We start from the raw sequence: 22,909 nt of genomic DNA on the forward strand, positions 1-22,909 counted from the left end.
GTCCGCCATCGCCCCACACCCCGCCTCACCCGTGCCGCAACGGCCGTCGTGGGGCCGCCGGTCAGACGGTACCCACCCGAACCGGGGCCACGCCGACCGGTCCCCACCGTCCGTCCTCGCGACTAACCTAGGTCGAATGACCACACAGCAGGGCCCCCAACGCCCCGGCAAGGCGCCCACCGGCCCCCGCACCCTCGCCGAGGAGCTCCGCAGCCGCGCGGACGACGACCTCGCCACCCTGCTCCGGTCCCGCCCCGACCTGCTCAACCCCGTCCCCGGCGACCTCACCCAGCTCGCCGCCCGGCTCTCCTCCCGCGCCTCCGCGCTGCGCGCCCTGGAGCGGCTCGACCGCTTCACCCTCCAGGTCGCCGAGGCAATGGCCGCCGCACCCGACGGCGCCGCCCCGGCCACCGTGAAGGCCCTGCTGACCGGCCCGGCCCGGGTCAAGCCGCACCCGGGCGCCACCCCGCTGACCGCCGCCGACCGGTCCGCCGTCGGCGCCGCCCTCCCCCGGGCGTTCGCCACCCTGCGTGACCGCGCCCTGCTCTGGGGGCCGGAGAACGGGCCGCGCCTGGTCATCGCGGCCCGCGAGGCACTCGCGCCCACCGCCGCCAACCCCGGCCGGACCGGGCTCGGCCCGACGCTGGCCGACGCCACCGCCGGCATGTCCCCGGCCCGGCTCCAGCAGCTGCTCGCCTCCGCCGGGCAGCCCGCCACCCCGGACCCGGTGACCGCCGTCGCCGCGCTCACCGCGCTGCTCGGCGACCGCGCCCGCTGCGACGCCCTGCTCGCCACCGCCCCCGAGCCGGCGCTGCGGCTGCTGGACCGCCTGGTCTGGGGCCCGCCCACCGGCACCGTCCCGGACGCCACCCGCCCGGTCACCGCCGAGGACGCGCAGAGCCCGGTCGAATGGCTGCTGGCCCGCGGCCTCTTGCTGCCCAGCAGCCCCGGCAGCGTCGTCCTCCCCCGCGAGCTCGCCCTGCACCTGCGCGGCGGCCGCACCCACCGCGTGGTCGAGCCGGTCCAGCCGGAGCCGGCCCCGGCCGCCGCGCCGCGCGATCCACAGGCTGTGGACAGGGCGGCCGCCGGACAGGCCCACACCGCCGTCCGGATCGTCGAGGAGCTGCTCGACCTCTGGGGCCTCAACCCGCCGCCCACCCTGCGCGCCGGCGGCCTCGGCGTCCGCGATCTCAAGCGGACCGCGCAGGCCCTGGAGACCACCGAGCAGCAGACCGCCTTCTGGCTCGAACTCGCCTACACCTCGGGACTGCTGGCCCCCGACGGCGAGGCCGACGAACGCTGGGCACCCACCCCCGCGTACGACGGGTGGCTCCAGCAGGACACCGCCGACCGCTGGCTGCTGCTGGCCGGCAGCTGGCTCACCGCCACCCGCGTCCCCGCCCTCACCGGCTCCCCGGACGGCAAGGGCAAGGCACGCGCCGCACTCGGCCCCGAGCTGGACCGCACGCTCGCCCCCTCCGTCCGCCGCGGCGCCCTCGCGCTGCTCGCCGAACTGCCGCCCGGCACCGCCGCCACCGCCGGCGAACTGCTGCCCACCCTGCACTGGCAACGCCCGCTGCGCGGCGGCCCGGCCACCGGACCGGCCCCCACCACCGGGCCGGGCCCCGCCGGGCAGACCCCAGCCGGGCCGGGCCCCGCCGGCCAGGCTCCCGCCACCGGCCAGGGCCGCGACCTGCGCGACGACCTCACGGCCTGGACCCTCGCCGAGGCCGAACTGCTCGGCATCACCGGCCGCGGAGCCCTCGCCTCCCCCGCCCGCGCGCTGCTCACCGCCGAGGCCGACCCGGCCGAGGTGCTGGCCCCGCTGCTGCCGCAGCCGCTGGACCACGTCATCCTCCAGCCGGACCTCACCGCGATCGCCCCCGGCCCGCTGCTCACCCCGCTCGCCCAGGCGCTCGCGCTCTGCGCCGACATCGAGTCCAAGGGCGGCGCCACCGTCTACCGGTTCACCCCCGGGTCGGTCCGCCGCGCCCTCGACGCCGGCCGCACCGCCGCCGACCTCCAGACCTTCCTGGAGCAGCACTCGCGCACGCCCGTCCCGCAGCCGCTCGGCTACCTGATCGACGACGTCGCCCGCCGGCACGGCATCCTGCGGGTCGGCGCCGCCTCCTCGTACCTGCGCTGCGACGATACGGCGCTGCTGAACGAGGTCCTGGCCGACCGCCGCTCCGTCGACCTGCGGCTGCGCCTGCTCGCCCCGACCGTGCTCGCCGCCCAGGCCACGCCGGACGTGCTGCTCGCCGCCCTGCGCGGCATGGGCTACGCGCCCGCGGCCGAGTCCGCCGAGGGCGACGTGCTGATCACCCGGCCGGACAGCCACCGCACCCCGCCGCGCGCGGCCCCCGTCCCCGTCCCCGACGGCCCGCCCACGCCCGACGACACCCTGCTCGCCGCCGCCATCAAGGCCATCCGGGCCGGCGACCGCGCCGCCACGGCCGTCCGCCGCGAGGCCGCCCCCGACCCGCGCCAACTCCCGCGCACCCCGGCCGCCGAGACCCTCGCCGCGCTGCAGACGGCCGTCCTGCTGGGCGAGCGGATGTGGATCGGCTACCTCAACGCCGAAGGGCTCTCCAGCCAGCGGATCATCGACCCGGTCAAGGTCGAAGGCGGCTACGTCACCGCCTTCGACCACCACGCCGACGAGCTCCGCACCTTCGCCCTGCACCGGATCACCGGCGTGGCCGAACTGGAGGAGTAGCCGCCGGATCAGGAAGGCGGGGGACGCGAGCAGCCCGCCGGGGCCCTCGCCGACGCCCGCGAGGGCCTGGGCGGAACAGGCGGAGGAGGCGGTCACGGCGAAGGCCGAACCGAGGAGGGCGAGAGCGGTGAGGGCACGCTTCGGCTTGTTCATGACCTGCTCTGACGAGCGACGCCCGGACCGGTCACCGCGCTCCGATTGACGCCTCCGGCGATACGGCGTAGTCCGGAGGGGAGGGGGGTCGCGGAAGGGAGTCACCATGCTCGGCGATCAGATAGCGGAGATACAGAGCCAGGACACCGTCCGGCGGGTGCTCGCCGGCGGCGAGGGCCCGGTGGTCGAGGTCTCGTTCCAGGGCACCGGGGAGGTCCTCGGCACCCCGGTCACGGAGTTCGCCACCTACGAGTCGGAACTGCACGCCGACGGCACCCTGTTCGGTGAGGGCCAGGGCGTCGACATGACCGCCGACGGCCAGACCATCACCTGGCACGGCAGCGGCGTCGGCCACTTCACCGAGGGCGGCGGTGTCTCGTACCGCGGCTCGGTCTACTTCACCACCGCGTCCCCGCAGTTCTCCCGGCTGAACGGCACCGCCGGCGTCTTCGAGTTCGAGTCCGGCGCCGACGGCAAGAACACCGCCAAGGTGTTCGAGTGGAAGTAGCCCCCCTCAGGGCGGCCTCCCGCCTTTCCCGCCGGATGGGCGACACTGGAGGGTCTGCGTCCCGACAGACCTGTCAGCCAGTGGAGGGCTTCCCCGCGTGAACGACGGACCGCTCATCGTCCAGAGCGACAAAACTCTTCTCCTGGAGATCGACCACCCCAAGGCCGCCGACTGCCGCCGGGCCATCGCGCCGTTCGCCGAACTGGAGCGCGCGCCCGAGCACGTGCACACCTACCGGGTGACCCCGCTCGGGCTGTGGAACGCACGCGCCGCCGGGCACGACGCCGAGCAGGTCGTCGACGCCCTGGTGACGTACTCCCGCTACCCCGTGCCGCACGCGCTGCTGGTCGACGTGGCCGACACCATGGGGCGTTACGGGCGGCTCAGGCTCAGCAAGCACCCGACCCACGGCCTGGTGCTCACCACCACCGACCGCCCGGTGCTGGAGGAGGTGCTGCGCTCCAAGAAGATCGTCCCGCTGGTCGGCGCCCGGGTGGACCCCGACACCGTCGTCGTCCACCCGTCCGAACGCGGGCAGATCAAGCAGGTGCTGCTCAAACTCGGCTGGCCTGCCGAGGACTTCGCCGGCTACGTGGACGGCGAGGCGCACCCCATCGAGCTGGACCAGAACGGCTGGCAGCTGCGCCCCTACCAGGCGCAGGCGGTCGAGGGCTTCTGGCACGGCGGCTCGGGCGTCGTGGTGCTGCCCTGTGGCGCCGGCAAGACGCTGGTCGGCGCGGCCGCGATGGCCGAGGCCAAGTCGACCACGCTGATCCTGGTCACCAACACCGTCTCGGCCCGGCAGTGGAAGCACGAGCTGGTCAAGCGGACCACGCTGACCGAGGACGAGATCGGCGAGTACAGCGGCACCAGGAAGGAGATCCGCCCGGTCACCATCGCCACCTACCAGGTGATGACGACCAAGCGGAAGGGCGTCTACGCCCACCTGGAGCTGTTCGACGCCCGCAACTGGGGCCTGGTGGTCTACGACGAGGTCCACCTGCTGCCCGCGCCGGTGTTCAAGTTCACCGCCGACCTGCAGGCCCGCCGCCGGCTCGGCCTGACCGCCACCCTGGTCCGCGAGGACGGCCGCGAGGGCGACGTCTTCTCGCTCATCGGCCCCAAGCGCTTCGACGCCCCGTGGAAGGAGATCGAGGCGCAGGGCTACATCGCGCCCGCGGACTGCTGCGAGGTCCGGGTCACCCTCACCGACTCCGAGCGGCTCGCCTACGCGACCGCGGAGCCCGAGGAGCGCTACCGCTTCTGCGCCACCACCGCCACCAAGCGGCGGGTGGTGGAGGCGCTGGTCAAGAAGCACGAGAAGGACCAGACGCTGATCATCGGCCAGTACATCGACCAGCTGGACGAGCTCGGGGAGGTCCTGAACGCTCCGGTGATCAAGGGCGAGACAAGCAACGCCCAGCGCGAGAAGCTGTTCGAGGCCTTCCGCACCAAGGAGATCAGCGTCCTGGTGGTCTCCAAGGTGGCCAACTTCTCCATCGACCTGCCGGAGGCGACCGTCGCCATCCAGGTCTCCGGCACCTTCGGTTCCCGCCAGGAGGAGGCCCAGCGCCTGGGCCGTGTCCTGCGCCCGAAGGCGGACGGCCACGCGGCGCACTTCTACTCGGTGGTGGCCCGCGACACCGTCGACCAGGACTTCGCCGCCCACCGCCAGCGCTTCCTGGCGGAGCAGGGCTACGCCTACCGCATCATCGACGCGGACGACGTGCTCTGACGGCCGGTGCCTGACGCCTAGTACCTGACGCCGTCGCGCCCGAGGAAGACCACGCGCGCGGCGGTGTCGAGGGCGATGCCGACGTTGCGGACGGCGGTCTTCAGCGGGCTGCGGTGCCGGCCGGGGCCGGTGGCCGCGATGGCGGTGGCGCCCGCGGGGCGGGCGGGGGCGGACTTCTGGTTCGGCACTCGCGGCGCCGTGACGTGTACGGTGCTCATGTCTTCAACGGTAGATCCGTGGCGGGCCGGGCACATCACCCCAAAGGCCGTACCGGACGGGCCGGAAGTCGTCCTCCGGGTGTACGGAGACCCCCGCCACCCCCTACGCCTCCCCCTACGGGACGGGAGAAGTGGGAGAGGACGCCGAGGCGGTCGCGGGGCTGGGCGTGCCGGCCTTCCAGGTGGCCGGGTACGCCGGTCCGGGGCAGCACGGCACAACTGGATAGCACCGGGGCCGCGGGCCGTCTAGGATCGTCCGTCTGCCCCCTCCCGAACCGTGGTACCTGCTGAGTCCCGCAGGCAGCCGGGGGAGGCGCCGACCGCACGGCAACCGGTCGGCTGTGTCCACCGTGAGCTCCAACGATCCGCTGCGCCCGTCTCCGGGGCAGCCGGGAAGGTTCGCTGTGCCCGCCACCCCCACCACCGACCCCCTCCAGCGCGAACGCGACCACCTGGCCGCCTCCCGGGCCGCCCTGCGCGCCATGCGGGAGGACGTCCAGTCGCTCGACATCCGCGACGTGACCGGCACCTGGGTCACCGCCATCGTGCTGCAGAACCAGATCGAGGCCCGGATCGCCGCCCTGGCCGACCTCTCGCACACCCCGCTCTTCTTCGGCCGCCTCGACTACCTGCACGCGATCAGCGAGGAGCTCTCCGAAGGCTCCGGCGGGGAGAACTTCTACATCGGCCGCCGGCACGTCCACGACGCCGACGGCGACCCGATGGTGATCGACTGGCGCGCGCCGGTCTCCCAGCCGTTCTACCGGGCCAGCCGGGCCGAACCGATGGACGTCGACCGCCGCCGGCGCTTCGGCTACACCGGCGGCGAGCTCACCGCCTACGAGGACGAGCGCCTTTCCGACCCGGACGCCGTGACCTTCTCCGGCTCCGCCGGGGGGAACACCGTCTCCGCACTGCTCGCCGCCGAGATCGAGAAGCCCCGCGTCGGACCGATGCGCGACATCGTCGCCACCATCCAGCCCGAGCAGGACGAGATCGTCCGCGCCGACATCACCGGCACCGTCTGCGTCCAGGGCGCCCCCGGCACCGGGAAGACCGCCGTCGGCCTGCACCGCGTGGCCTACCTGCTGTACGCGCACCGCGAGCGGCTCGCCCGGACCGGCACCCTGGTGATCGGGCCGAACAACGCCTTCCTCTCCTACATCGAGCAGGTGCTGCCCGCCCTCGGCGAGCTGGACGTCGCCCAGGCCACCGTCCAGCAGCTGGTCGCGCACGTCGAGGTGAAGGCCGAGGACACCGCCGAGGCGGCCCGGCTGAAGGGCGACGCCCGGATGGCCGAGGTGCTGCGCCGGGCGGTGCGGGCCGGCATCACCCTGCCCACCGAGCCCTGCGTGGTGGTCCGCGGCTCCCGGCGCTGGCGCGTCCCGGCGTACGAACTGGTCGAGATCATCGAGGAGTTGAAGGGCCGCGACATCCGCTACGGCGCCGCCAGGGATGCCCTGCCGCAGCGGATCGCGCACGCCGTGCTGCTGAAGATGGAGCAGGGCGGCGAGGCCCCGGACGACCGGGTGCAGGACGCGGTGGCCCGCGACTCCGCGGTCAAGGCGGTGGTCAAGGAGTGCTGGCCGCTGGTCGAACCGGCCAAGCAGGTGCTGCGGCTGCTCTCCGACCCGGAGTTCCTGGCCGCGTGTGCGGAGGGCGTCCTCACCCCCGAGGAGCAGCGGACGGTGCTCTGGCCCAAGCCCGGCCGCTCGGTGAAGACCGCCCGCTGGACACAGGCCGACGCCGTCCTCGTGGACGAGACCGCGGACCTCGTCCACCGCACGGCCTCGCTCGGGCACGTGGTGCTGGACGAGGCGCAGGACCTCTCGCCGATGCAGTACCGCGCGGTCGGCCGCCGCTGCACCACCGGCTCGGCGACCGTCCTCGGCGACCTCGCCCAGGGCACCACCCCTTGGGCGACGGCGAGTTGGCCGGACGCCCTGCACCACCTGGGCAAACCGGCCGCCCACATCGAGGAGTTGACCAAGGGGTTCCGCGTCCCCGAGGAGGTCATCGCCTACGCCTCCCGGCTGCTGCCGGCGATCGCCCCCGGCCTCGCCCCGGCGACCTCGGTCCGCGAGGCGCCCGGCTCGCTGACGATCACCCGCGTCCCGGAGGACGGGCTGGAGAAGGCGGTCGTCGAGGCCTGCCACCGGGCGCTGGAGCACGAGGGCTCGACCGGCCTGATCGCCGCCGACGCGCGCATCCCGCTGCTCGCCGAGGCGCTCGACGCGGCCGGCCTGCCGCACCTCTCCCCCGGCGCCGAGACCAGCGCCGAGGCCCGGCTGACCCTCGTCCCGGCCTCGCTGGCCAAGGGCCTTGAGTACGACTACGTGGTGCTGGACGAGCCGGCCGCGGTGGTCGCAGGCGAGCCGGACGGGCGGACCGGCCTGCGCCGCCTGTACGTGGCGCTCACCCGTGCCGTCTCCGGGCTGGCGGTGCTGCACGCCGAGCCGCTGCCCGAGCAGCTGGGCTGAGCCGGGCGGCACCCAGGGGAAGGCGGCACCCACGAGGAAGGGGACCGGCCGATGCCGGTCCCCTTCCCACCGAGCCGACGGCCACCGATCGCTCAGCCGTCGGCGCTTCCACGCTCAGCCATCGATCAGGGCACGCCACTCGGCGACCTTGCCCGCGTCCACCGGCGACCGCCACCCGTCGGCGCGGACCGCACCGCCGACGTGGAAGGCGTCGAAGCCGGCCGCCCGCAGGCCCGGCAGGTGTTCGGCCCGCAGCCCGCCGCCGATCAGGATCCGTTGGCCGTACCCGGGCTCGCCGGCCCGGGCCAGCTCGGCCGCGAGCACCTCCCGGCCGGCGTCCACACCGGCGGCCGCGCCGGAGGTGAGGAAGGTGTCCAGCCCGGGCAGTGCGCCGACGGCCGCGCGGAGGGCGGCCCGGTCGGCGCTGTGGTCGATCGCCCGGTGGAAGGTCCAGCGGCAGCCGGCCACCGCCTCGGCGACGGCCGCGGTGGCGGCGAGGTCGACGGCGCCGTCGGCGTCCAGGAAGCCGAAGACGAACTCGTCCGCCCCTTCGGCCCGGAGTGCGGCGGCGCGGGCCCGCAGCCCGTCCAGGTCGCCGGGCGTGAAGCCGTCCCGGATGCGGAGCATGACGCGCAGCGGGAGGTCCACGGCGGCGCGGATCCCGGCGAAGTCCTCGGCCGACGGCGTGAGTCCGTCGGCGGCCATGTCCGTGACCAGTTCGAGCCGGTCGGCGCCGCCCGACTCGGCGGCCTGGGCGTCCTGGGGCGTCAGCGCGATGACTTCGAAAATTGGTCTAGACATATGCGAAGCCTGCCACATCCGCCCGGCGGCGGCGAGCCCTGCGCGGCTTTGCGCCGGGCACTCCGTCGCACCTTCCGCCGGGCGTTCCGTCGCGTCTTCCGTCGGACGCCCGGCCGGGCGCGTGACCGGGCGTCCGGCCGGGCGTCCGATCAGGCGATGCTGTGGGCGCCACCCGCCCCGACCCCGCGCCCGATCATCAGCGGCGCCACGATCAGCGCCACCGCCACGGCGGAGATCGGCAGCAGGTTCCAGAGGCCGCCGGTCGTCTGCCAGAGGGTGAACATGCTGAAGGTGGCGGTCAGCGGCAGCATCGCGAGCCCGATCGCCGCCGGCACCAGCCGGCCGCGCAGCGCGGTCAGCACCAGGAACAGCGGGACGGCCACCAGCACGGCGGAGCGCGGGCCGTTCAGCATGTAGTGGGAGTCGAAGCCACCCTGGGAGGCGATCACCAGCCAGCCGCCGACCGCCGACGCCAGCACCAGGCCGCGGCTGCGCCAGGTCGGCTCGCCCAGCATCTCCCGCGGCGCCGCGATCACCAGCAGGCCGGAGAGCAGGAACGGCATCGCCGAAGAGCCGACGGCCAGGACCCCCCACACGTTGATCCCGCCCGCCACGAAGGCCTCCTTCATCCCGAGCAGCCCGGCAGCCATCACCGCCACCGAGATCACCCGCGCCTCCGCCCACCGCCCCAGCAGCGCGGCGAGGGCCAACAGCAGCGACGCCACCGGCTGCGCGAAGGCGGCCACCAGCGTGACCACCGACGAGGTGTGCTCGATCCGCCAGGCGAGCTGGTCCGAGTCGCCGACCCACGGGTACAGCCCGGCCCCCGCGGCCGCCCCGGCGATCAGCGGCGCGGCCAGTGCGAGCAGCCGCCCGCCGGGCGAGAAGGCGGTCAGCCGGGTGCGCACCCGCAGGCCGTACGCGGCGAGGTCGAGCGCCTCCCGGACGACGGCCGGCTTCCCGGCCTCGGCCGTGGTGTCGGAGAAGACGGCGGCGAGTTCGTCCCCGCGCTCACGGCGGTAGCGTGCCGGGTAGAACTGGAGCGCCGCCTTCATCGCGACGGTCGGCGTGTTCATGGTCATGCGAAGGTCCCCCTGGCCCTTGGGTGAAACGCGGAGAGGCGGCGTTCCGCCTCGCTGGCGACGGCGCGCAGCCGCTCCGCCTCGGTGGAGAGCGCGGCCCGGCCGGCGACGGTCAGCGCGTAGGTGCGCCGGGCCCGGCCGTCCACGACGTCCTCGGCCGCGACCTCGATCAGGCCCTGCTGGAGCAGCCGGTCGAGGGCGCCGTAGAGCGTGCCGGTGCGCATCGCGACCCGGCCGCCCGAGATCGCGGCGACCTCCTGGATCAGCGCGTAGCCGTGTCTGGGGGCGTCGGCCAGTGCGGTGAGCAGAAGCAGCGTGGGCTCCTGCATGGAGCGTTCGGTCATGGAACTACATATATCGCCAAACTACCTATAGGTCCAGTGGAAGCCCCGGCCGAACCCCCGGCGCGCCGGGCCGCCACAATGGCTCCCATGCCGACGGACGACCTGCTCACCGCCTGGACCGCCCTGCTGCACCGCTGCGGCGCGAGCGCCGACCCCGAGCCCTACGGGCGCGACCTGCTGCACCGCTGGGCCGAGCCGCAGCGCCGCTACCACACCACCGACCACCTGCGGGCGATGCTGCACCAGGTGGACGCGCTGGCCGGGCACGCCGGGGACCCGGACACCGTCCGCCTCGCCGTCTGGTTCCACGACGCCGTCTACCGCCCCGACCGCTCCGAGAACGAGGAACGCAGCGCCGCCCTCGCCGTCCGGGCGCTCACCGAGGCCGGCCTCCCGGAGCGGCGGACCGCCGAGGTGGCCCGGCTGGTCCGGCTCACCGTCACCCACCACCCCGAGCCCGGCGACCGCGACGGCGAGGTGCTCTGCGACGCGGACCTCGCCGTCCTCGGCGCCACCCCCGAGGCGTACGCGGCGTACGCCGCCGCCGTCCGGGAGGAGTACGCCTTCGTCCCCGAGCCGGACTTCCGGGCCGGCCGGGCGGCGGTCCTGCGCCAGCTGCTCGCGCTGCCCGCGCTCTACCGCACTCCCACCGCCCACGCGCGCTTCGACGCCCCCGCCCGCGCCAACCTGGCCGCCGAACTCGCCGCGCTGGAGGGCTGAGGCCCGTCGCCGGAGTCCGGGCCGCCCGACGGCAGGCGCCGGGGCCTAGGCCAGCTGGCCGACGGGTGCCACGACCGTGCCCTCCTTGCCGCAGACCCAGTGCGGCTCCGGGCCCAGCTCGGGCTCGACGCTGAGCGCGTGCGGGTCCCCGTCGGCCGCGCAGGAGGCGCAGAGCGGCCAGCGGCCGTAGGCCTCCAGCAGCGCGTCCTGGACGTCCTGGGCGACCAGCCCGAGCACGTACTCGGTGCCGTCCGGCCACTGCTCCAGCCACCAGCGGCGGTGGGTCACGGCCGTCTCGACCAGCGACACCACGGCGGCGTCCGCCACGTCCTTCGCGGTCAGGTCGGCCAGGATCAGCGCCCGCGCGTTGTGCAGGGCGGTCTCGATGTCGTCGGAGGAAGCCATCCGTCCATTGTCCCAAAGTGCGCCCGGCACGAACGCCGCACGGGCGGCTCCCCGAGGGGAACCGCCCGTGCGATCAGGAAACGACCGACCCCGGAGGATCAGAAGTCCATGTCACCGCCCGGCATGCCGCCGCCGGCGGCCGCAGCGGCCTTCTCCGGCTTGTCGGCGATGACGGCCTCGGTGGTGAGGAAGAGCGCCGCGATGGAGGCGGCGTTCTGCAGCGCGGAACGGGTGACCTTGGCCGGGTCGATGATGCCCTCGGCGATCAGGTCGACGTAGGTGTTGGTGGCCGCGTTCAGGCCGTGACCGGCGGGGAGGTTGCGCACCTTCTCCACCACGACGCCGCCCTCGAGGCCGGCGTTGGTCGCGATCTGCTTGATCGGGGCCTCCAGGGCCACGCGGACGATGTTGGCACCGGTGGCCTCGTCGCCCTCGAGCTCCAGCTTGTCGAACGCGACACCGGCCTGCAGCAGCGCGACGCCACCACCGGCGACGATGCCCTCCTCGACGGCGGCCTTGGCGTTGCGGACGGCGTCCTCGATGCGGTGCTTGCGCTCCTTGAGCTCCACCTCGGTGGCCGCGCCGGCCTTGATGACGGCCACGCCGCCGGCCAGCTTGGCGAGGCGCTCCTGGAGCTTCTCGCGGTCGTAGTCCGAGTCGCTGTTCTCGATCTCGGCGCGGATCTGGTTCACGCGGCCGGCGACCTGGTCGCTGTCGCCGCCACCGTCGACGATGGTGGTCTCGTCCTTGGTGATGACCACCTTGCGGGCGGTGCCCAGCAGGTCGATGCCGGCGTTCTCCAGCTTGAGGCCGACCTCCTCGGAGATCACGGTGCCACCGGTGAGGATGGCGATGTCGCCGAGCATGGCCTTGCGGCGGTCGCCGAAGCCCGGGGCCTTGACGGCGACGGACTTGAAGGTGCCGCGGATCTTGTTCACGACCAGGGTCGACAGGGCCTCGCCCTCGACGTCCTCGGCGATGATGACGAGCGGCTTGCCGCTCTGCATGACCTTCTCCAGCAGCGGGAGCAGGTCCTTGACCGAGCCGATCTTGGAGTTGGCGATGAGGATGTACGGGTCCTCGAACGTCGCCTCCATGCGCTCCAGGTCGGTGGCGAAGTAGGCGGAGATGTAGCCCTTGTCGAAGCGCATACCCTCGGTGAGCTCGAGCTCCAGGCCGAAGGTGTTGCTCTCCTCGACGGTGATGACGCCTTCCTTGCCGACCTTGTCCATGGCCTCGGCGATGAGCTCGCCGATCTGGGTGTCGGCGGCCGAGATGGAGGCGGTGGAGGCGATCTGCTCCTTGGTCTCCACGTCCTTGGCCTGGGCCAGCAGCTGGTCCGAGACGGCGGCGACGGCCTTCTCGATACCGCGCTTCAGAGCCATCGGGTTGGCGCCGGCGGCGACGTTGCGCAGACCCTCGCGGACGAGCGCCTGGGCGAGCACGGTGGCGGTGGTGGTGCCGTCACCCGCGACGTCGTCGGTCTTCTTGGCGACCTCCTTGACGAGCTCCGCGCCGATCTTCTCGTAGGGGTCCTCGAGCTCGATCTCCTTGGCGATGGAGACACCGTCGTTGGTGATCGTGGGGGCGCCCCACTTCTTCTCCAGCACGACGTTGCGGCCCTTGGGGCCGAGCGTGACCTTCACTGCGTCGGCGAGCTGGTTCATGCCACGCTCAAGGCCGCGGCGAGCTTCCTCATCAAAGGCGATGATCTTGGCCATCAGAAGTGGTCCTCCGGGACACGGTCGACTGCTCGGACCAAGGGGTGCCCGCGACGGACGGCCCTGGTGTGCGGGGGTCCTTTCCCCTACCGCTCCCGGGGGCCTCACCGACCCGGTCCGCTGTCACTCTCACGCTGTGAGTGCTAACGCCAATGATTAGCACTCTGGGTGGGCGAGTGCAAGCCCAATGGGCAACCCGCGAGCCGCACCGGCCACTCCCCGGACACGGCGACGGGCCCGTACGACATGTGTCGCACGGGCCCGTCGCGAAGCAAGAGGTGCACCAGCCGATGGGCCGAGCCGAACTCCTGGGTGCCGGAAAGGTCAGACCGCCGCGCGGACCATGTCCGCCTGCGGGCCTTTCTGCCCCTGAGAGATCTCGAACTCGACCCGCTGGCCCTCCTCAAGGGTGCGGTAGCCGTCCATCTGGATCGCGCTGTAGTGGACGAAGACGTCCGCACCACCGTCGACCGCGATGAAGCCGTAGCCCTTCTCCGCGTTGAACCACTTGACGGTGCCCTGAGCCATTCCGAACTCCCCTAGTGCTGTGCTGGCCCTTCACGCGCCCGCAGGTCGCGGGCCCGGGTCTGGTTTGAGGCCGGCCCGGGGAACCCCCCCTGGGCGCAGCCGTGCACGCCACAATCCCCCCGCCGAGCCACCGGACGGTGTCCGATGAAGGGGCGATTGCGTCGACCGCGGCTGAATGTATCCGGCTCGACGCCCTCTGCAACAGAGCCAGCCGCCGGGAATTCCCCCGACCCGCCAGGGGACAGGACGGGCCAAAAGCCCAAAAACTTCACATTTCACGCCGGACATAGCGGACGAATTACCCAAATGCCCTCAAGAATTCTGACACCGGCCTGACATGTTTCACGGCCGCGGGCCCGGCGCCGGTCTCAGCGGCCGGACAGACACCGGCGGTACGGGGCGCAACAGGGGGGCGACGACCGGTGCGAGGGGGGAGGGGAGGCCCTCTTCCCGGCCGAGCGACACTCTACTCCGACTGGCCGGGGAAATATTCCCGCCGGAATGCGGCGCGCGGGGGCGGCCCGGGAAAGCGCCCGTGCGGGCGGCCTTCACGGCGGCCCCGGAAGAATCCCGGAAGCGCCTGGAAACACCCCGGGAACTCCCGGGAGCTCGCGGGGAAATGCGAAGGCCGTCCGGGTGTACGGAATTCCGTACACCCCGACGGCCTTCCCGTCGGCGGTGCGGCTCAGCAGCCGCCGGCCACCGCGGGAATGATCGAAACGCTCGCGCCGTCCGCGATCTCGGTCGCCAGGCCCTCCGCGAACCGCACGTCGTCGTCATTGACGTAGACGTTGACGAAACGGCGCAGCTTGCCGGTGTCGTCCAGGATCCGGGCGGCGATCCCGGCGTGGCTCTTCTCCAGGTCGGCGATGACCTCACCGAGGGTGGCACCCTCGGCGGCCACCTCGGCGGCGCCGCCGGTGTAGGTGCGCAGGATGGTCGGGATGCGGACGTTGGCGCTCATAGGGGCTTCTCCTTGCGGCGGGGTGGAGGGGTCAGGCGGACGCGAGGCCGGCGTCGCGGAACGACGCCAGCGTCGGGCGGATGACGGCGGTCATCCCGGCGTCGGAGACGGCGTCCAGCGTCTTCAGGCCGTCGCCGGTGTTGATCGCGACGGTCTCCTTGGCCGGGTCCAGCTGCCCGGTCTCGACCAGCTTCTTCAGTACTCCGACGGTCACCCCGCCCGCGGTCTCGGCGAAGATGCCCTCGGTCCGGGCCAGCAGCTTGATCGCGGCCACCACCTCGGCGTCCGTCACGTCCTCGACGGCACCGCCGGTGCGGCGGGCGATGTCCAGCACGTACGGGCCGTCGGCCGGGTTGCCGATCGCCAGCGACTTGGCGATGGTGTCGGGCTTGACGGGGCGGATCACGTCGCTGCCGGTCTTGAAGGCCGCCGACACCGGTGAGCAGCCCGCCGCCTGGGCACCGAAGATCCTGTACGGCCGGTCCTCGACCAGACCGAGCCTGATCAGCTCCTGCAGCCCCTTGTCGATCTTGGTCAGCTGCGAACCCGACGCGATCGGGATCACGATCTGCTCCGGCAGGCGCCAGCCCAGCTGCTCGCAGATCTCGTACGCCAGCGTCTTCGAGCCCTCGCCGTAGTACGGGCGCAGGTTGACGTTGACGAAGCCCCAGCCCTCGCCGGCCGGGTCGCCGATCAGCTCCGAGCAGAAGCGGTTCACGTCGTCGTAGTTGCCCTCGATGCCCACCAGCTCACCGCCGTAGACACCGGCCATCACGACCTTGCCCTGCTCCAGGTCGTGCGGGATGAACACGCAGGACTTGAAACCGGCCCGGGCGGCCGCGGCGCCCACCGCACCGGCCAGGTTGCCGGTCGAGGAGCAGGAGAGCGTGGTGAAACCGAACGCCCGCGCCGCCTCGATCGCACAGGCGACCACGCGGTCCTTGAACGAGTGGGTCGGGTTCCCGGAGTCGTCCTTGATGTGCAGCTGGGCGGTGAACCCGAGCTCGCGGCCCAGGTTGTCCGCCTTGACCAGCGGGGTCCAGCCGGGGTTCAGGTTGGGCTTCCCGGCCACGTCGGCCGGCACGGGCAGCAGCGGCGCGTACCGCCAGATCGACGCCGGCCCGGCCTCGATCCGCTTGCGCAGCTCCTCCGCGGCCTCGCCACCGAAGTCGTACGCGATCTCCAGCGGCCCGAAGCACTCCAGACAGGCGAAGCTCGGACCGAGCGGGAACCGGCTACCGCACTCGCGACAGGACAGCGCGGCGGCGGGGCCGAGGTCAACGGTTGCGGGTGCGGCGCCAGAAGGAGTCGTCGCAGTGATAGCCATGATGGCGGAGGCCTCTCTCCTCATCTTCCCCGTGACGCGGTCGCGCCACAGGCCGGAATTGGCACCTGTCCCGCCGGGGCCTGTAACGACAGCCGCGCGAGAAGGTTGCCGGGACGTCAACGGGCCGTTCCCTCAGTCCCTCTGGATGAGCTCTGTGAAGTTGTTGGTCTTGCTCAACGGTGACCCCGGCGTGCGAAGGTCCGACCGCTGTACGAAGACTGTATCCGAAGGCGTCAACCCCGAACGGGACCGTCCGCCACGCGAGATGACCCGTCCCGGCCCTTCCCAGCCCGTCCCAGCCGACCCCCGCCGAGGAGAGACCCGTGCCCGCCGACCCGACACCCGAGCTCCTCCCACAGGCGGCGTCCTGGCTGCGCCGCCGGTCGTGGAGCGCGGCCGACCGTCCGGTGCGCACCCTGCTGGACGCCAAGCGGGCCGCCGGCCGCGCGGGCACCGTCAGCGTCGTCCTGCCCGCCCTGGACGAGGAGGCCACCGTCGGCGACATCGTCCGCACCATCCGCCGCGAGCTGATGGAACGCCTGCCGCTGGTCGACGAACTGGTCGTGGTCGACTCCGGCTCCGCCGACCGCACCGCCGCCGAGGCCGCCGAGGCCGGCGCCCGGGTGGTCCACCGCGACGACATCCTCCCCCGGCTGCCGGCCGCCCCCGGCAAGGGCGAGGTGCTCTGGCGCTCGCTGCTGGTCACCCGTGGGGAGATCGTCTGCTTCGTCGACGCCGACCTGCGCGAGTTCGACCCGGCCTTCGTCTCCGGCATCATCGGCCCGCTGCTCACCGAACCGGAGATCCAGCTGGTCAAGGCCATGTACGACCGGCCGTTGGAGACCGAAGGAGCCGTGGTGCCGGCCGGCGGCGGCCGGGTCACCGAGCTGGTCGCCCGCCCGCTGCTCAACCTGCACTGGCCGGAACTCGCCGGTTTCGTCCAGCCCCTCGGCGGCGAGTACGCGGCCCGCCGCTCCCTGCTCGAACGCCTCCCGTTCCCCACCGGCTACGGCGTCGAACTCGGCCTGCTGGTCGACGCCCTGGAGACCGCCGGCCTGGACGCCCTCGCCCAGGTCGACGTCGGCGTCCGCCACCACCGCCACCAGGACGGCCAGGCGCTCGGCCGGATGGCCGCCACCATCTACCGCACGGCGCTGGAGCGGCTCGACCGCACCCACCGGCTCAAGGCCTCCGCCGACCTGGTGCACCCGCTGCTCACCCAGTTCACCCGTGACCCGGAAACCCGCGCGTTCACCGCCCACACCCACCCGGTCACCGCCCTCGAACGCCCCCCGATGCACACCGTTCCCGAGTACGCCACCCGGCACTGAAGGGTTTGGGTCCGCAGACCCCCGGCAACCAACCAGTCATGGGCGATCTCACGACCGAACGTTCGAATCCGACCGGCACCGCCCCCGTCCTGGTGGCCTCCAACCGGGGACCGGTGTCGTTCAGCACCGCGGACGACGGCACGCTGACCCTCCGGAGAGGAGGAGGCGGCCTGGTCTCCGGGCTCTCCGCCATCGACGACCCCGACGCCGTCTGGGTCTGCGCGGCCCTGGGCGACGCCGACCGCCGGGCCGCCCGGGAGGCGCCGGACGGCCGCCTCGACCGGGCCGGCCACGACACCGGCGGGCAGGCCGTCCGCATGCTGGGCATAGACCCGGAGACCTTCGCCCGCGCCTACAACGGCGTGGCCAACTCGACCCTCTGGTTCGTCCACCACCTGCTCTACGCCACCCCCACCGCCCCCTCCTTCGACGCCGGGTTCCGCACCGAATGGCAGGCCTACACGGCCTACAACACCGCCTTCGCCGACGCCCTCGCCGCCGAGGCCGGCCCGGGAGCGGCCGTCCTGGTGCAGGACTACCACCTCTCGCTGACCCCGGCCCTGCTCCGTGCCGCCCGGCCCGACCTGCGGATCGGCCACTTCTCCCACACCCCCTGGGCCCCGCCCGAGTACTTCCGGCTGCTGCCCGACGACGTCGCCGAGGCCGTCCTCACCGGCATCCTCGGCGCCGACCGGGCCGGCTTCCTCACCCGCCGCTGGGCCCTGGCGTTCGCCGACTGCTGCGAGCAGCTCCTCGGCGCCACCGTCGACCGCACCGAGCTCACCGTCACCCTCCGGGGCCGCACCACCCGGCTCGGCGTCCACGCCCTCGGGGCCGACGCCGACTTCCTGCGCGAGCGCTCCCACCGCCCGGACGTCGACGAGCGCCTCGCCGCCCTGCGCGAGGCCGTCGGCGACCGCCGCACCGTCGTCCGGGTCGACCGCACCGAGCTGAGCAAGAACATCGTCCGCGGCTTCCAGGCGTTCCGGCACCTCCTGCACACCCACCCCGAGTGGCGGGACCGCGTCGTCCACCTCGCCTTCGCGTACCCGTCCCGCACCGACCTCGCCGAGTACCGCGAGTACACCGCCCGGGTCCGGCAGCTCGCCGCCGAGATCAACGCCGAGTTCGCCACGCCCACCTGGCAGCCGCTGATCCTGCACGTCAACGACGACTTCCCGCGGTCGCTGGCCGCCTACCGGCTGGCGGACGTCGCCCTGGTCAACCCGATCCGCGACGGCATGAACCTGGTCGCCAAGGAGGTGCCGGTGGTCTCCGACCGGGGCTGCGCGCTCGTCCTCTCCCGCGAGGCCGGCGCGTACGCCGAGCTGGCCGACGATGCCCTCACCGTCAACCCGTACGACGTCGTCGCCACCGCCGAGGCCCTGCACACCGCGCTCACCATGCCCGCCGGCGAACGCGGCGACCGCACCAAGCGCCTCGCCGCCGCCGCGACGGCGCTGCCGCCCCAGCAGTGGTTCCTCGACCAGCTCGCCGCTCTCGGCTGATCACTCCCGCCGGCCGAGCTCCGCCCCCAACCGCTCCAGCAGTTCGACCACGCCGGCCGGGCCCTCGACCACCAGGTCGGCCCGGTCGGCAAGCTCCCTCACCGGCGCGTCCCCGACCGCGGCGCTGCACACCAGCAGCCCGGCCACGCCCTCCGCGCGCAGCTTCTCCACCGCCGCGAAGGCCGCCACGTCCCCCAGGTCGTCCCCGGCGTACAGCACCGACCGCGCGCCCCGCTCCCGCAGGAACCCGCTCAGCGCGGCCCCCTTGTCGACCCCGGGCGGCCGCAGCTCCAGCACCAGCCGGCCCGGCTCCACCACCAGCCCGTGCTCCGCGGCCAGGGCCTCCACCGGCGCGCGCAGCAGCTCCAGCGCCTCCTGCGGCGCCTCCGTCCGCCGCGTGTGCACCGCCAGCGAGCGCCCCTTGTCCTCCACCCACGTCCCCGCCGGCGCACCGGCCGCCGCCAGCGCGGCGTCCAGCACCGCCCGCACCGCGTCCACCCCCGGGTGGACCGGCGGCGCAGTCACCACGCCGCCCTCCCAGCGCTCGGCCCCGTAGTGCCCCAGCACCACCACAGCGTCGATGCCGTCGAACCCGCCGTACTCGACGGCCAGTCCGGCCGGCCGGCCGGTGACCACCACCGTCGCGCCCACCCGCGGTGCCAGCCCCCGCAGCGCCCCCACCACCCCGGGGTGCGCCCGCGCCCGGTCGGGAACGGCCACGATCGGCGCGAGCGTCCCGTCGAAGTCCAGCGCCACCACCGCGTCGCGCGGCGAGGCGAGGACCGCCTCCAGGCCCTGGCGTCCGGCGTCCGTCCTCAGCTGCAAAGTCTCCTCAAGCCCCATGCCGGGACCCATACCCAGCCGTGCCCGCCGAAGCACCCGCCGGGCTACCGGGCCCCCCGCCGAGCCTCCCGCACCCGCCGCAGCCGGTTCACCAGGACCGGCGCGTGCGCCAGCGCCTCCGGCCGGTCCAGCAGGGCGTTCAGCAGCTGGTAGTACCGCGTACTGGAGAGCCCCAGCTCCTCCCGGACGGCCCGCTCCTTGGCTCCCGCCGTACGCCACTGGCGTCCTTCGAGCTCCAGCACCGCCTGGTCCCGCTCGCTCAGCTCGTCCACGCTCCACCTCCGCCCACCACTACGGAGTGTCATTCTCCCCCGCGCACCCGACACACTCTGCGCCCCGCACGACGCCCGCTCCCCCACTAGCGTCGGCCCATGACCGAAAGTTTCGCGCTGCACATCCCCACCGCCGACCTCGAACCCGACCCGCTGGACCCGGCCCAGATCGTCTCCGGCACCCCCGAGGTCTCCGGCCGCGTGCTCTCCGAGTCCCCCGACGGCCGCCAGCTCCGCGGCATCTGGCAGATCACCCCGGGCGTGGTCACCGACGTCGAGGCGGACGAGCTGTTCGTGGTGCTGAGCGGCCGGGCCACCATCGAGATCGAGGGCGGCCCGACCCTGCACGTCGGCCCGGGCGACTGCGCCGTCCTGCGCGCGGGTGACCGCACCACCTGGACGGTCCACGAGACCCTGCGCAAGGCCTACGCGATCACCCTCTGACGCAGCACCCGGCGGCCCCCGGGTTCACTTCCGGACCCGGGCGGCCTCCTTGACCGCGGCCTCCTGCAGCCCCTCCAGCACCTGCTTGGCGTCCCCGGTCACGGCCCCGCCGATCCCCGCCTTGATCCGGTTGCTGACCTCGACCCAGGCCGGGTCACCGAACGGGTAGAAGCTGGCGTTGGCCAGCCCGGACGCGAACTGCCTCAGGTCCTCGTGCCTGCCGTCCGCGGTCATCTCCGTGAAGGCGTCCTGGGTGACCGGCAGCAGGTTGTACGTCCCGTCGAACTTGAGCTGGTTGTCCTTCGCGTAGACGAAGCTCAGGAACTTGCGGATCTCGTTCTTGTGGCCGTTGGCCTTGAACGCCATCATCCAGTCGGCCACCCCGAGGCTGCCCGTCCTGGCCAGGCCGTCCTTCTTGGGGATCGGCGCCGTCCCGAAGTCGACCTTCGCGTTGGCGGCCATCCGCAGCAGTGTCGGGTGCCCGTTCAGCATCGCGACCTTGCCCGCCGTGAAGTCGGTGAACACCGGTGTCCGGTTCATCTTGCCCGGCTCGGGGTACGTCAGCCTGGCATCCACCAGGTTGGTCTTCAGCCAGCTGAAGGTCGCCTGGTTCTGGGTGCTGTCGATGGTGTAGTTGCCGACGTCGTCGGAGAGGCTGCCGCCACCGCTCAGCGTCCAGAGCATCGACTCGGCCGGCGCCTCCTCGGGCCCGAGCGGCAGCCCGTACGGCGTGACCCCGGGCACCTTGGCCTTGATCTTCTCCGCGGCCTGCTTCAGCTCGTTCCAGGTGGCCGGCGGCTGGGTGATCCCGGCCTGCCTGAAGATCGCCTTGTTGTAGAAGAGCACCCGCGAGGAGGAGACGAAGGGGATGCCGTACTGGGTGCCGAGCACCTGCCCGGCATGGTTGAACGACTCCATCATGTTGGCCTGGGTGTCCAGCGAGAGCACGTCCGCGGCGGGGTAGAGCCGGTTCGCGGCGACCTGGTCGGCGAAGCCGCCGGTCTGCACCAGGTCGGGGGACTTTCCGCTGTCCACCAGGTCGCTCACCCGCTTGCCGATGTCGGTCCAGCCGACCACCTCGACGTCCACCCTGATGCCCGGGTTGCCGTTCTCGAAGCGGCGCGCGACGTCGTCCCAGTACTGCTTGGAGCTGGTCGCCGCGTCCTCGCCGTAGTCGGCCGCCACCAGCCGGAGGGTGACCGTCCGGTCGTCCTGGCCGCTGCAGCCGGTGAGCAGCAGCGCTCCGGCCAGCGCGGTGCCGAGCAGCCGGGTGGGGACCTGGGCGCGCCTGTTCAACGCGGGTACCGCCTTCGAGGGGAGAAGAAAGCAGCCGGACGGGTGGAATCCGACAGGGGGGAGCGCCACACTGCCAAAAGCCCTGCACAGTGGTCCAGACCTCCGGGCCGTACCCGCGGGGTAGTTATCGAAGTGCGGAGGTCGTTGCACGATGCGCAATGAATCGAGGCCGACCAGGCGCGAACCGGCCCGGATCCGGCCCCGGGGCCGGCCGGCCGGGAGCCCGCGACGGCGCGCGCAAAGTGCCGCACACCACATGGTTCTGCGACAAAGCTCACCTACTTTGGACCAGACCAATCCGACAACTGGACTAGACCTCTCCGACCCAGCCAAGGGAAACTGTCCTCCGTGAAGCACGTCATCGCACTCGATGTAGGCGGCACCGGCATGAAGGCCGCGCTGCTCGCCCAGGACGGCTCCGTGCTGTTCGAAGCACGCCGACCGACCGGGCGGGAGCACGGCACGGATGCCGTCGTCGCCGCCATCCTCGACTTCGCCGCCGACCTGGCGGACGAAGGCCGCGGCCGCTTCGGCGTCGCCCCGCTGGCGGCGGGCGTCGCCGTCCCGGGGACGATCGACGAGAAGAACGGCATCGCGGTCTTCTCCGCCAACCTCGGCTGGCGGGACCTGCCGCTGCGCAAGCTGCTGGGCGAGCGGCTGGCCGGTCCGGGCGGTGTCGCGATGCCGGTCGCCCTCGGCCACGACGTGCGGTCCGGCGGTCTCGCCGAGGGCCGCCTCGGCGCCGGCCGGGGCGTCGGACGCTTCCTGTTCATCGCGCTGGGCACCGGCATCGCCGGCGCCATCGGCATCGACGGCCGGATCGAGGCCGGTGCCCACGGCTACGGCGGCGAGATCGGCCACGTCGTCGTCCGGCCGGGCGGCCCGCAGTGCGGCTGCGGCGCCCGGGGCTGCCTGGAGACCCTCGCCTCCGCCTCCGCCGTCTCCCGCGCCTGGGCCGAGGCCAGCGGGGACCCCGACGCCGACGCGGCATCCTGCGCCGTCGCGGTGGACGCCGGGGACGAGCGCGCGGCCGCGGTCTGGCAGCACGCGGTGGACGCCCTCGCCGACGGCATCGTGCTCGCCCAGAGCCTGCTCGACCCGTCCACGGTGATCGTCGGCGGCGGCCTCGCCGAGGCCGGCGACACCCTCTTCACGCCCCTGCGCGCGGCCGTCGGCGAGCGACTGACCTTCCAGATGCCCCCCGAAGTCGTACCCGCCATGCTCAAAGACACCGCCGCATCGCTCGGCGCGGGCCTGCTCGCCTGGGATCTGCTCTCCTTGGAGGTGACCGCGTGACCGCGCGGATTCAATCAGCGGCCCTGTCGCGGGGCACCGCCCTGTCCGGCGCCCGCCTCGTCCTGCCCGGCGGTGCCGTGGACGGGGACCGCCTCGCGATCGAGGGCACCCGCATCGCAGGCCTCGGCGGCGCCACCGAACCCGGCGACCTCGACCTCACCGGGTACACCGTCCTCCCCGGCTTCGTCGACCTGCACGTCCACGGCGGCGGCGG

The 22,909-nt window shown here is 73.3% G+C and carries 21 protein-coding genes, 1 pseudogene and 1 riboswitch; of the genes and pseudogenes, 10 read left to right on the forward strand and 12 right to left on the reverse strand.

Going from position 1 to position 22,909, the window contains the following annotated elements:
* The first annotated feature begins 136 nt into the window (after nt 1-136).
* The 3 genes from ACZ5WK_RS25460 (at nt 137) to ACZ5WK_RS25470 (ending at nt 5,115) form a co-directional block, all read left to right on the forward strand.
* On the forward strand, nt 137-2,719 hold the full coding sequence (locus ACZ5WK_RS25460; protein WP_465550373.1) for a helicase-associated domain-containing protein: 2,583 nt from the start codon (nt 137-139) through the stop codon (nt 2,717-2,719).
* 259 nt (nt 2,720-2,978) lie between these two features.
* On the forward strand, nt 2,979-3,380 hold the full coding sequence (locus ACZ5WK_RS25465) for a hypothetical protein (protein ID WP_396324375.1): 402 nt from the start codon (nt 2,979-2,981) through the stop codon (nt 3,378-3,380).
* Between the two features lie 97 nt (nt 3,381-3,477).
* A complete protein-coding gene (locus ACZ5WK_RS25470) occupies nt 3,478-5,115 on the forward strand; it encodes a DNA repair helicase XPB (RefSeq protein WP_465550375.1) in 1,638 nt (545 codons plus the stop codon).
* 17 nt (nt 5,116-5,132) lie between these two features.
* Here ACZ5WK_RS25470 and ACZ5WK_RS25475 read toward each other — a convergent pair whose 3' ends face one another.
* A complete protein-coding gene (locus ACZ5WK_RS25475) occupies nt 5,133-5,333 on the reverse strand; it encodes a hypothetical protein (RefSeq protein ID WP_396324373.1) in 201 nt (66 codons plus the stop codon).
* Nucleotides 5,334-5,815: 482 nt separating this feature from the next.
* Here ACZ5WK_RS25475 and ACZ5WK_RS25480 point away from each other — a divergent pair, with 482 nt between their 5' ends.
* Complete coding sequence (locus ACZ5WK_RS25480; RefSeq protein ID WP_465550407.1) at nt 5,816-7,813, forward strand: HelD family protein; 1,998 nt, start codon at nt 5,816-5,818, stop codon at nt 7,811-7,813.
* Between the two features lie 114 nt (nt 7,814-7,927).
* On the opposite strand, the gene ACZ5WK_RS25485 is transcribed toward ACZ5WK_RS25480, so the two are convergent.
* The 3 genes from ACZ5WK_RS25485 to ACZ5WK_RS25495 form a co-directional block, all read right to left on the reverse strand.
* A complete protein-coding gene (locus ACZ5WK_RS25485; RefSeq protein ID WP_465550378.1) occupies nt 7,928-8,614 on the reverse strand; it encodes a copper homeostasis protein CutC in 687 nt (228 codons plus the stop codon).
* A 149-nt stretch (nt 8,615-8,763) separates the two neighbouring features.
* Nucleotides 8,764-9,696: a hypothetical protein gene (locus tag ACZ5WK_RS25490; protein WP_465550380.1), complete on the reverse strand. Its 933-nt coding sequence runs from the start codon at nt 9,694-9,696 to the stop codon at nt 8,764-8,766.
* On the reverse strand, nt 9,693-10,040 hold the full coding sequence (locus ACZ5WK_RS25495; protein WP_465550382.1) for a PadR family transcriptional regulator: 348 nt from the start codon (nt 10,038-10,040) through the stop codon (nt 9,693-9,695). The genes ACZ5WK_RS25490 and ACZ5WK_RS25495 overlap by 4 nt, the downstream gene beginning before the upstream one ends.
* An 87-nt stretch (nt 10,041-10,127) precedes the next feature.
* Here ACZ5WK_RS25495 and ACZ5WK_RS25500 point away from each other — a divergent pair, with 87 nt between their 5' ends.
* Entirely contained in the window at nt 10,128-10,760 is a 633-nt protein-coding gene (locus ACZ5WK_RS25500; RefSeq protein WP_465550384.1) for an HD domain-containing protein, read from the forward strand.
* Between the two features lie 45 nt (nt 10,761-10,805).
* On the opposite strand, the gene ACZ5WK_RS25505 is transcribed toward ACZ5WK_RS25500, so the two are convergent.
* The 5 genes from ACZ5WK_RS25505 to thrC form a co-directional block, all read right to left on the reverse strand.
* A complete protein-coding gene (locus ACZ5WK_RS25505) occupies nt 10,806-11,165 on the reverse strand; it encodes a hypothetical protein (RefSeq protein WP_396324367.1) in 360 nt (119 codons plus the stop codon).
* A gap of 98 nt (nt 11,166-11,263) precedes the next feature.
* Nucleotides 11,264-12,886: a chaperonin GroEL gene (gene groL / locus ACZ5WK_RS25510; protein ID WP_209412901.1), complete on the reverse strand. Its 1,623-nt coding sequence runs from the start codon at nt 12,884-12,886 to the stop codon at nt 11,264-11,266.
* 324 nt (nt 12,887-13,210) lie between these two features.
* Nucleotides 13,211-13,414 (reverse strand): cold-shock protein, encoded by a 204-nt coding sequence (locus tag ACZ5WK_RS25515; RefSeq protein WP_030289665.1) that lies wholly within the window; start codon nt 13,412-13,414, stop codon nt 13,211-13,213.
* 685 nt (nt 13,415-14,099) lie between these two features.
* Nucleotides 14,100-14,378 (reverse strand): ubiquitin-like small modifier protein 1, encoded by a 279-nt coding sequence (locus ACZ5WK_RS25520; RefSeq protein ID WP_465550386.1) that lies wholly within the window; start codon nt 14,376-14,378, stop codon nt 14,100-14,102.
* Between the two features lie 31 nt (nt 14,379-14,409).
* Nucleotides 14,410-15,705, reverse strand: coding sequence for a threonine synthase (gene thrC, locus ACZ5WK_RS25525; protein WP_465550388.1), 1,296 nt, complete (start codon nt 15,703-15,705; stop codon nt 14,410-14,412).
* Between the two features lie 17 nt (nt 15,706-15,722).
* Nucleotides 15,723-15,857, reverse strand: a riboswitch (SAM riboswitch).
* Between the two features lie 171 nt (nt 15,858-16,028).
* Here thrC and ACZ5WK_RS25530 point away from each other — a divergent pair.
* Nucleotides 16,029-17,036, forward strand: coding sequence for a glucosyl-3-phosphoglycerate synthase (locus ACZ5WK_RS25530; RefSeq protein WP_396324364.1), 1,008 nt, complete (start codon nt 16,029-16,031; stop codon nt 17,034-17,036).
* Between the two features lie 38 nt (nt 17,037-17,074).
* A complete protein-coding gene (locus ACZ5WK_RS25535; RefSeq protein WP_465550391.1) occupies nt 17,075-18,544 on the forward strand; it encodes an alpha,alpha-trehalose-phosphate synthase (UDP-forming) in 1,470 nt (489 codons plus the stop codon).
* Here ACZ5WK_RS25535 and otsB read toward each other — a convergent pair whose 3' ends face one another.
* Both otsB and ACZ5WK_RS25545 read right to left on the reverse strand, forming a co-directional pair.
* On the reverse strand, nt 18,545-19,387 hold the full coding sequence (gene otsB / locus ACZ5WK_RS25540; protein WP_465550393.1) for a trehalose-phosphatase: 843 nt from the start codon (nt 19,385-19,387) through the stop codon (nt 18,545-18,547).
* A 44-nt stretch (nt 19,388-19,431) separates the two neighbouring features.
* The gene (locus ACZ5WK_RS25545) at nt 19,432-19,692 is read right to left on the reverse strand and encodes a DUF3263 domain-containing protein (protein WP_465550395.1); all 261 of its coding nucleotides are present in this window, start codon (nt 19,690-19,692) and stop codon (nt 19,432-19,434) included.
* A 66-nt stretch (nt 19,693-19,758) separates the two neighbouring features.
* Here ACZ5WK_RS25545 and ACZ5WK_RS25550 point away from each other — a divergent pair, with 66 nt between their 5' ends.
* A complete protein-coding gene (locus tag ACZ5WK_RS25550; RefSeq protein ID WP_396324360.1) occupies nt 19,759-20,103 on the forward strand; it encodes a cupin domain-containing protein in 345 nt (114 codons plus the stop codon).
* Nucleotides 20,104-20,127: 24 nt separating this feature from the next.
* On the opposite strand, the gene ACZ5WK_RS25555 is transcribed toward ACZ5WK_RS25550, so the two are convergent.
* Complete coding sequence (locus tag ACZ5WK_RS25555; protein WP_465550397.1) at nt 20,128-21,399, reverse strand: extracellular solute-binding protein; 1,272 nt, start codon at nt 21,397-21,399, stop codon at nt 20,128-20,130.
* A 348-nt stretch (nt 21,400-21,747) separates the two neighbouring features.
* Between ACZ5WK_RS25555 and ACZ5WK_RS25560 the strand changes: the two genes are divergently transcribed.
* Nucleotides 21,748-22,695 carry an ROK family protein gene (locus ACZ5WK_RS25560; protein WP_465550399.1) on the forward strand — a complete coding sequence of 316 codons (948 nt, stop codon included), beginning with the start codon at nt 21,748-21,750 and terminating at the stop codon, nt 22,693-22,695.
* Nucleotides 22,692-22,909: pseudogene (locus tag ACZ5WK_RS25565) on the forward strand (N-acetylglucosamine-6-phosphate deacetylase); the annotation flags it as partial. The gene ACZ5WK_RS25560 and the pseudogene ACZ5WK_RS25565, both read left to right, overlap by 4 nt.

The sequence above is a fragment of the Kitasatospora sp. NPDC032757 genome (assembly GCF_055579305.1).

Excerpts from the sequence above, each read along its gene's own strand:
- ACZ5WK_RS25505 (WP_396324367.1), bottom strand. The coding sequence starts at position 11,165 with ATGGCTTCCTCCGACGACATCGAGACCGCCCTGCACAACGCGCGGGCG.
- ACZ5WK_RS25545 (WP_465550395.1), bottom strand. The coding sequence starts at position 19,692 with ATGACACTCCGTAGTGGTGGGCGGAGGTGGAGCGTGGACGAGCTGAGC.
- otsB (WP_465550393.1), bottom strand. The coding sequence starts at position 19,387 with ATGGGGCTTGAGGAGACTTTGCAGCTGAGGACGGACGCCGGACGCCAG.
- ACZ5WK_RS25460 (WP_465550373.1), top strand. The coding sequence starts at position 137 with ATGACCACACAGCAGGGCCCCCAACGCCCCGGCAAGGCGCCCACCGGC.
- ACZ5WK_RS25475 (WP_396324373.1), bottom strand. The coding sequence starts at position 5,333 with ATGAGCACCGTACACGTCACGGCGCCGCGAGTGCCGAACCAGAAGTCC.
- ACZ5WK_RS25550 (WP_396324360.1), top strand. The coding sequence starts at position 19,759 with ATGACCGAAAGTTTCGCGCTGCACATCCCCACCGCCGACCTCGAACCC.
- ACZ5WK_RS25535 (WP_465550391.1), top strand. The coding sequence starts at position 17,075 with ATGGGCGATCTCACGACCGAACGTTCGAATCCGACCGGCACCGCCCCC.
- ACZ5WK_RS25480 (WP_465550407.1), top strand. The coding sequence starts at position 5,816 with ATGCGGGAGGACGTCCAGTCGCTCGACATCCGCGACGTGACCGGCACC.
- ACZ5WK_RS25495 (WP_465550382.1), bottom strand. The coding sequence starts at position 10,040 with ATGACCGAACGCTCCATGCAGGAGCCCACGCTGCTTCTGCTCACCGCA.
- thrC (WP_465550388.1), bottom strand. The coding sequence starts at position 15,705 with ATGGCTATCACTGCGACGACTCCTTCTGGCGCCGCACCCGCAACCGTT.
- ACZ5WK_RS25515 (WP_030289665.1), bottom strand. The coding sequence starts at position 13,414 with ATGGCTCAGGGCACCGTCAAGTGGTTCAACGCGGAGAAGGGCTACGGC.
- ACZ5WK_RS25500 (WP_465550384.1), top strand. The coding sequence starts at position 10,128 with ATGCCGACGGACGACCTGCTCACCGCCTGGACCGCCCTGCTGCACCGC.
- ACZ5WK_RS25465 (WP_396324375.1), top strand. The coding sequence starts at position 2,979 with ATGCTCGGCGATCAGATAGCGGAGATACAGAGCCAGGACACCGTCCGG.
- groL (WP_209412901.1), bottom strand. The coding sequence starts at position 12,886 with ATGGCCAAGATCATCGCCTTTGATGAGGAAGCTCGCCGCGGCCTTGAG.
- ACZ5WK_RS25485 (WP_465550378.1), bottom strand. The coding sequence starts at position 8,614 with ATGTCTAGACCAATTTTCGAAGTCATCGCGCTGACGCCCCAGGACGCC.
- ACZ5WK_RS25490 (WP_465550380.1), bottom strand. The coding sequence starts at position 9,696 with ATGACCATGAACACGCCGACCGTCGCGATGAAGGCGGCGCTCCAGTTC.
- ACZ5WK_RS25520 (WP_465550386.1), bottom strand. The coding sequence starts at position 14,378 with ATGAGCGCCAACGTCCGCATCCCGACCATCCTGCGCACCTACACCGGC.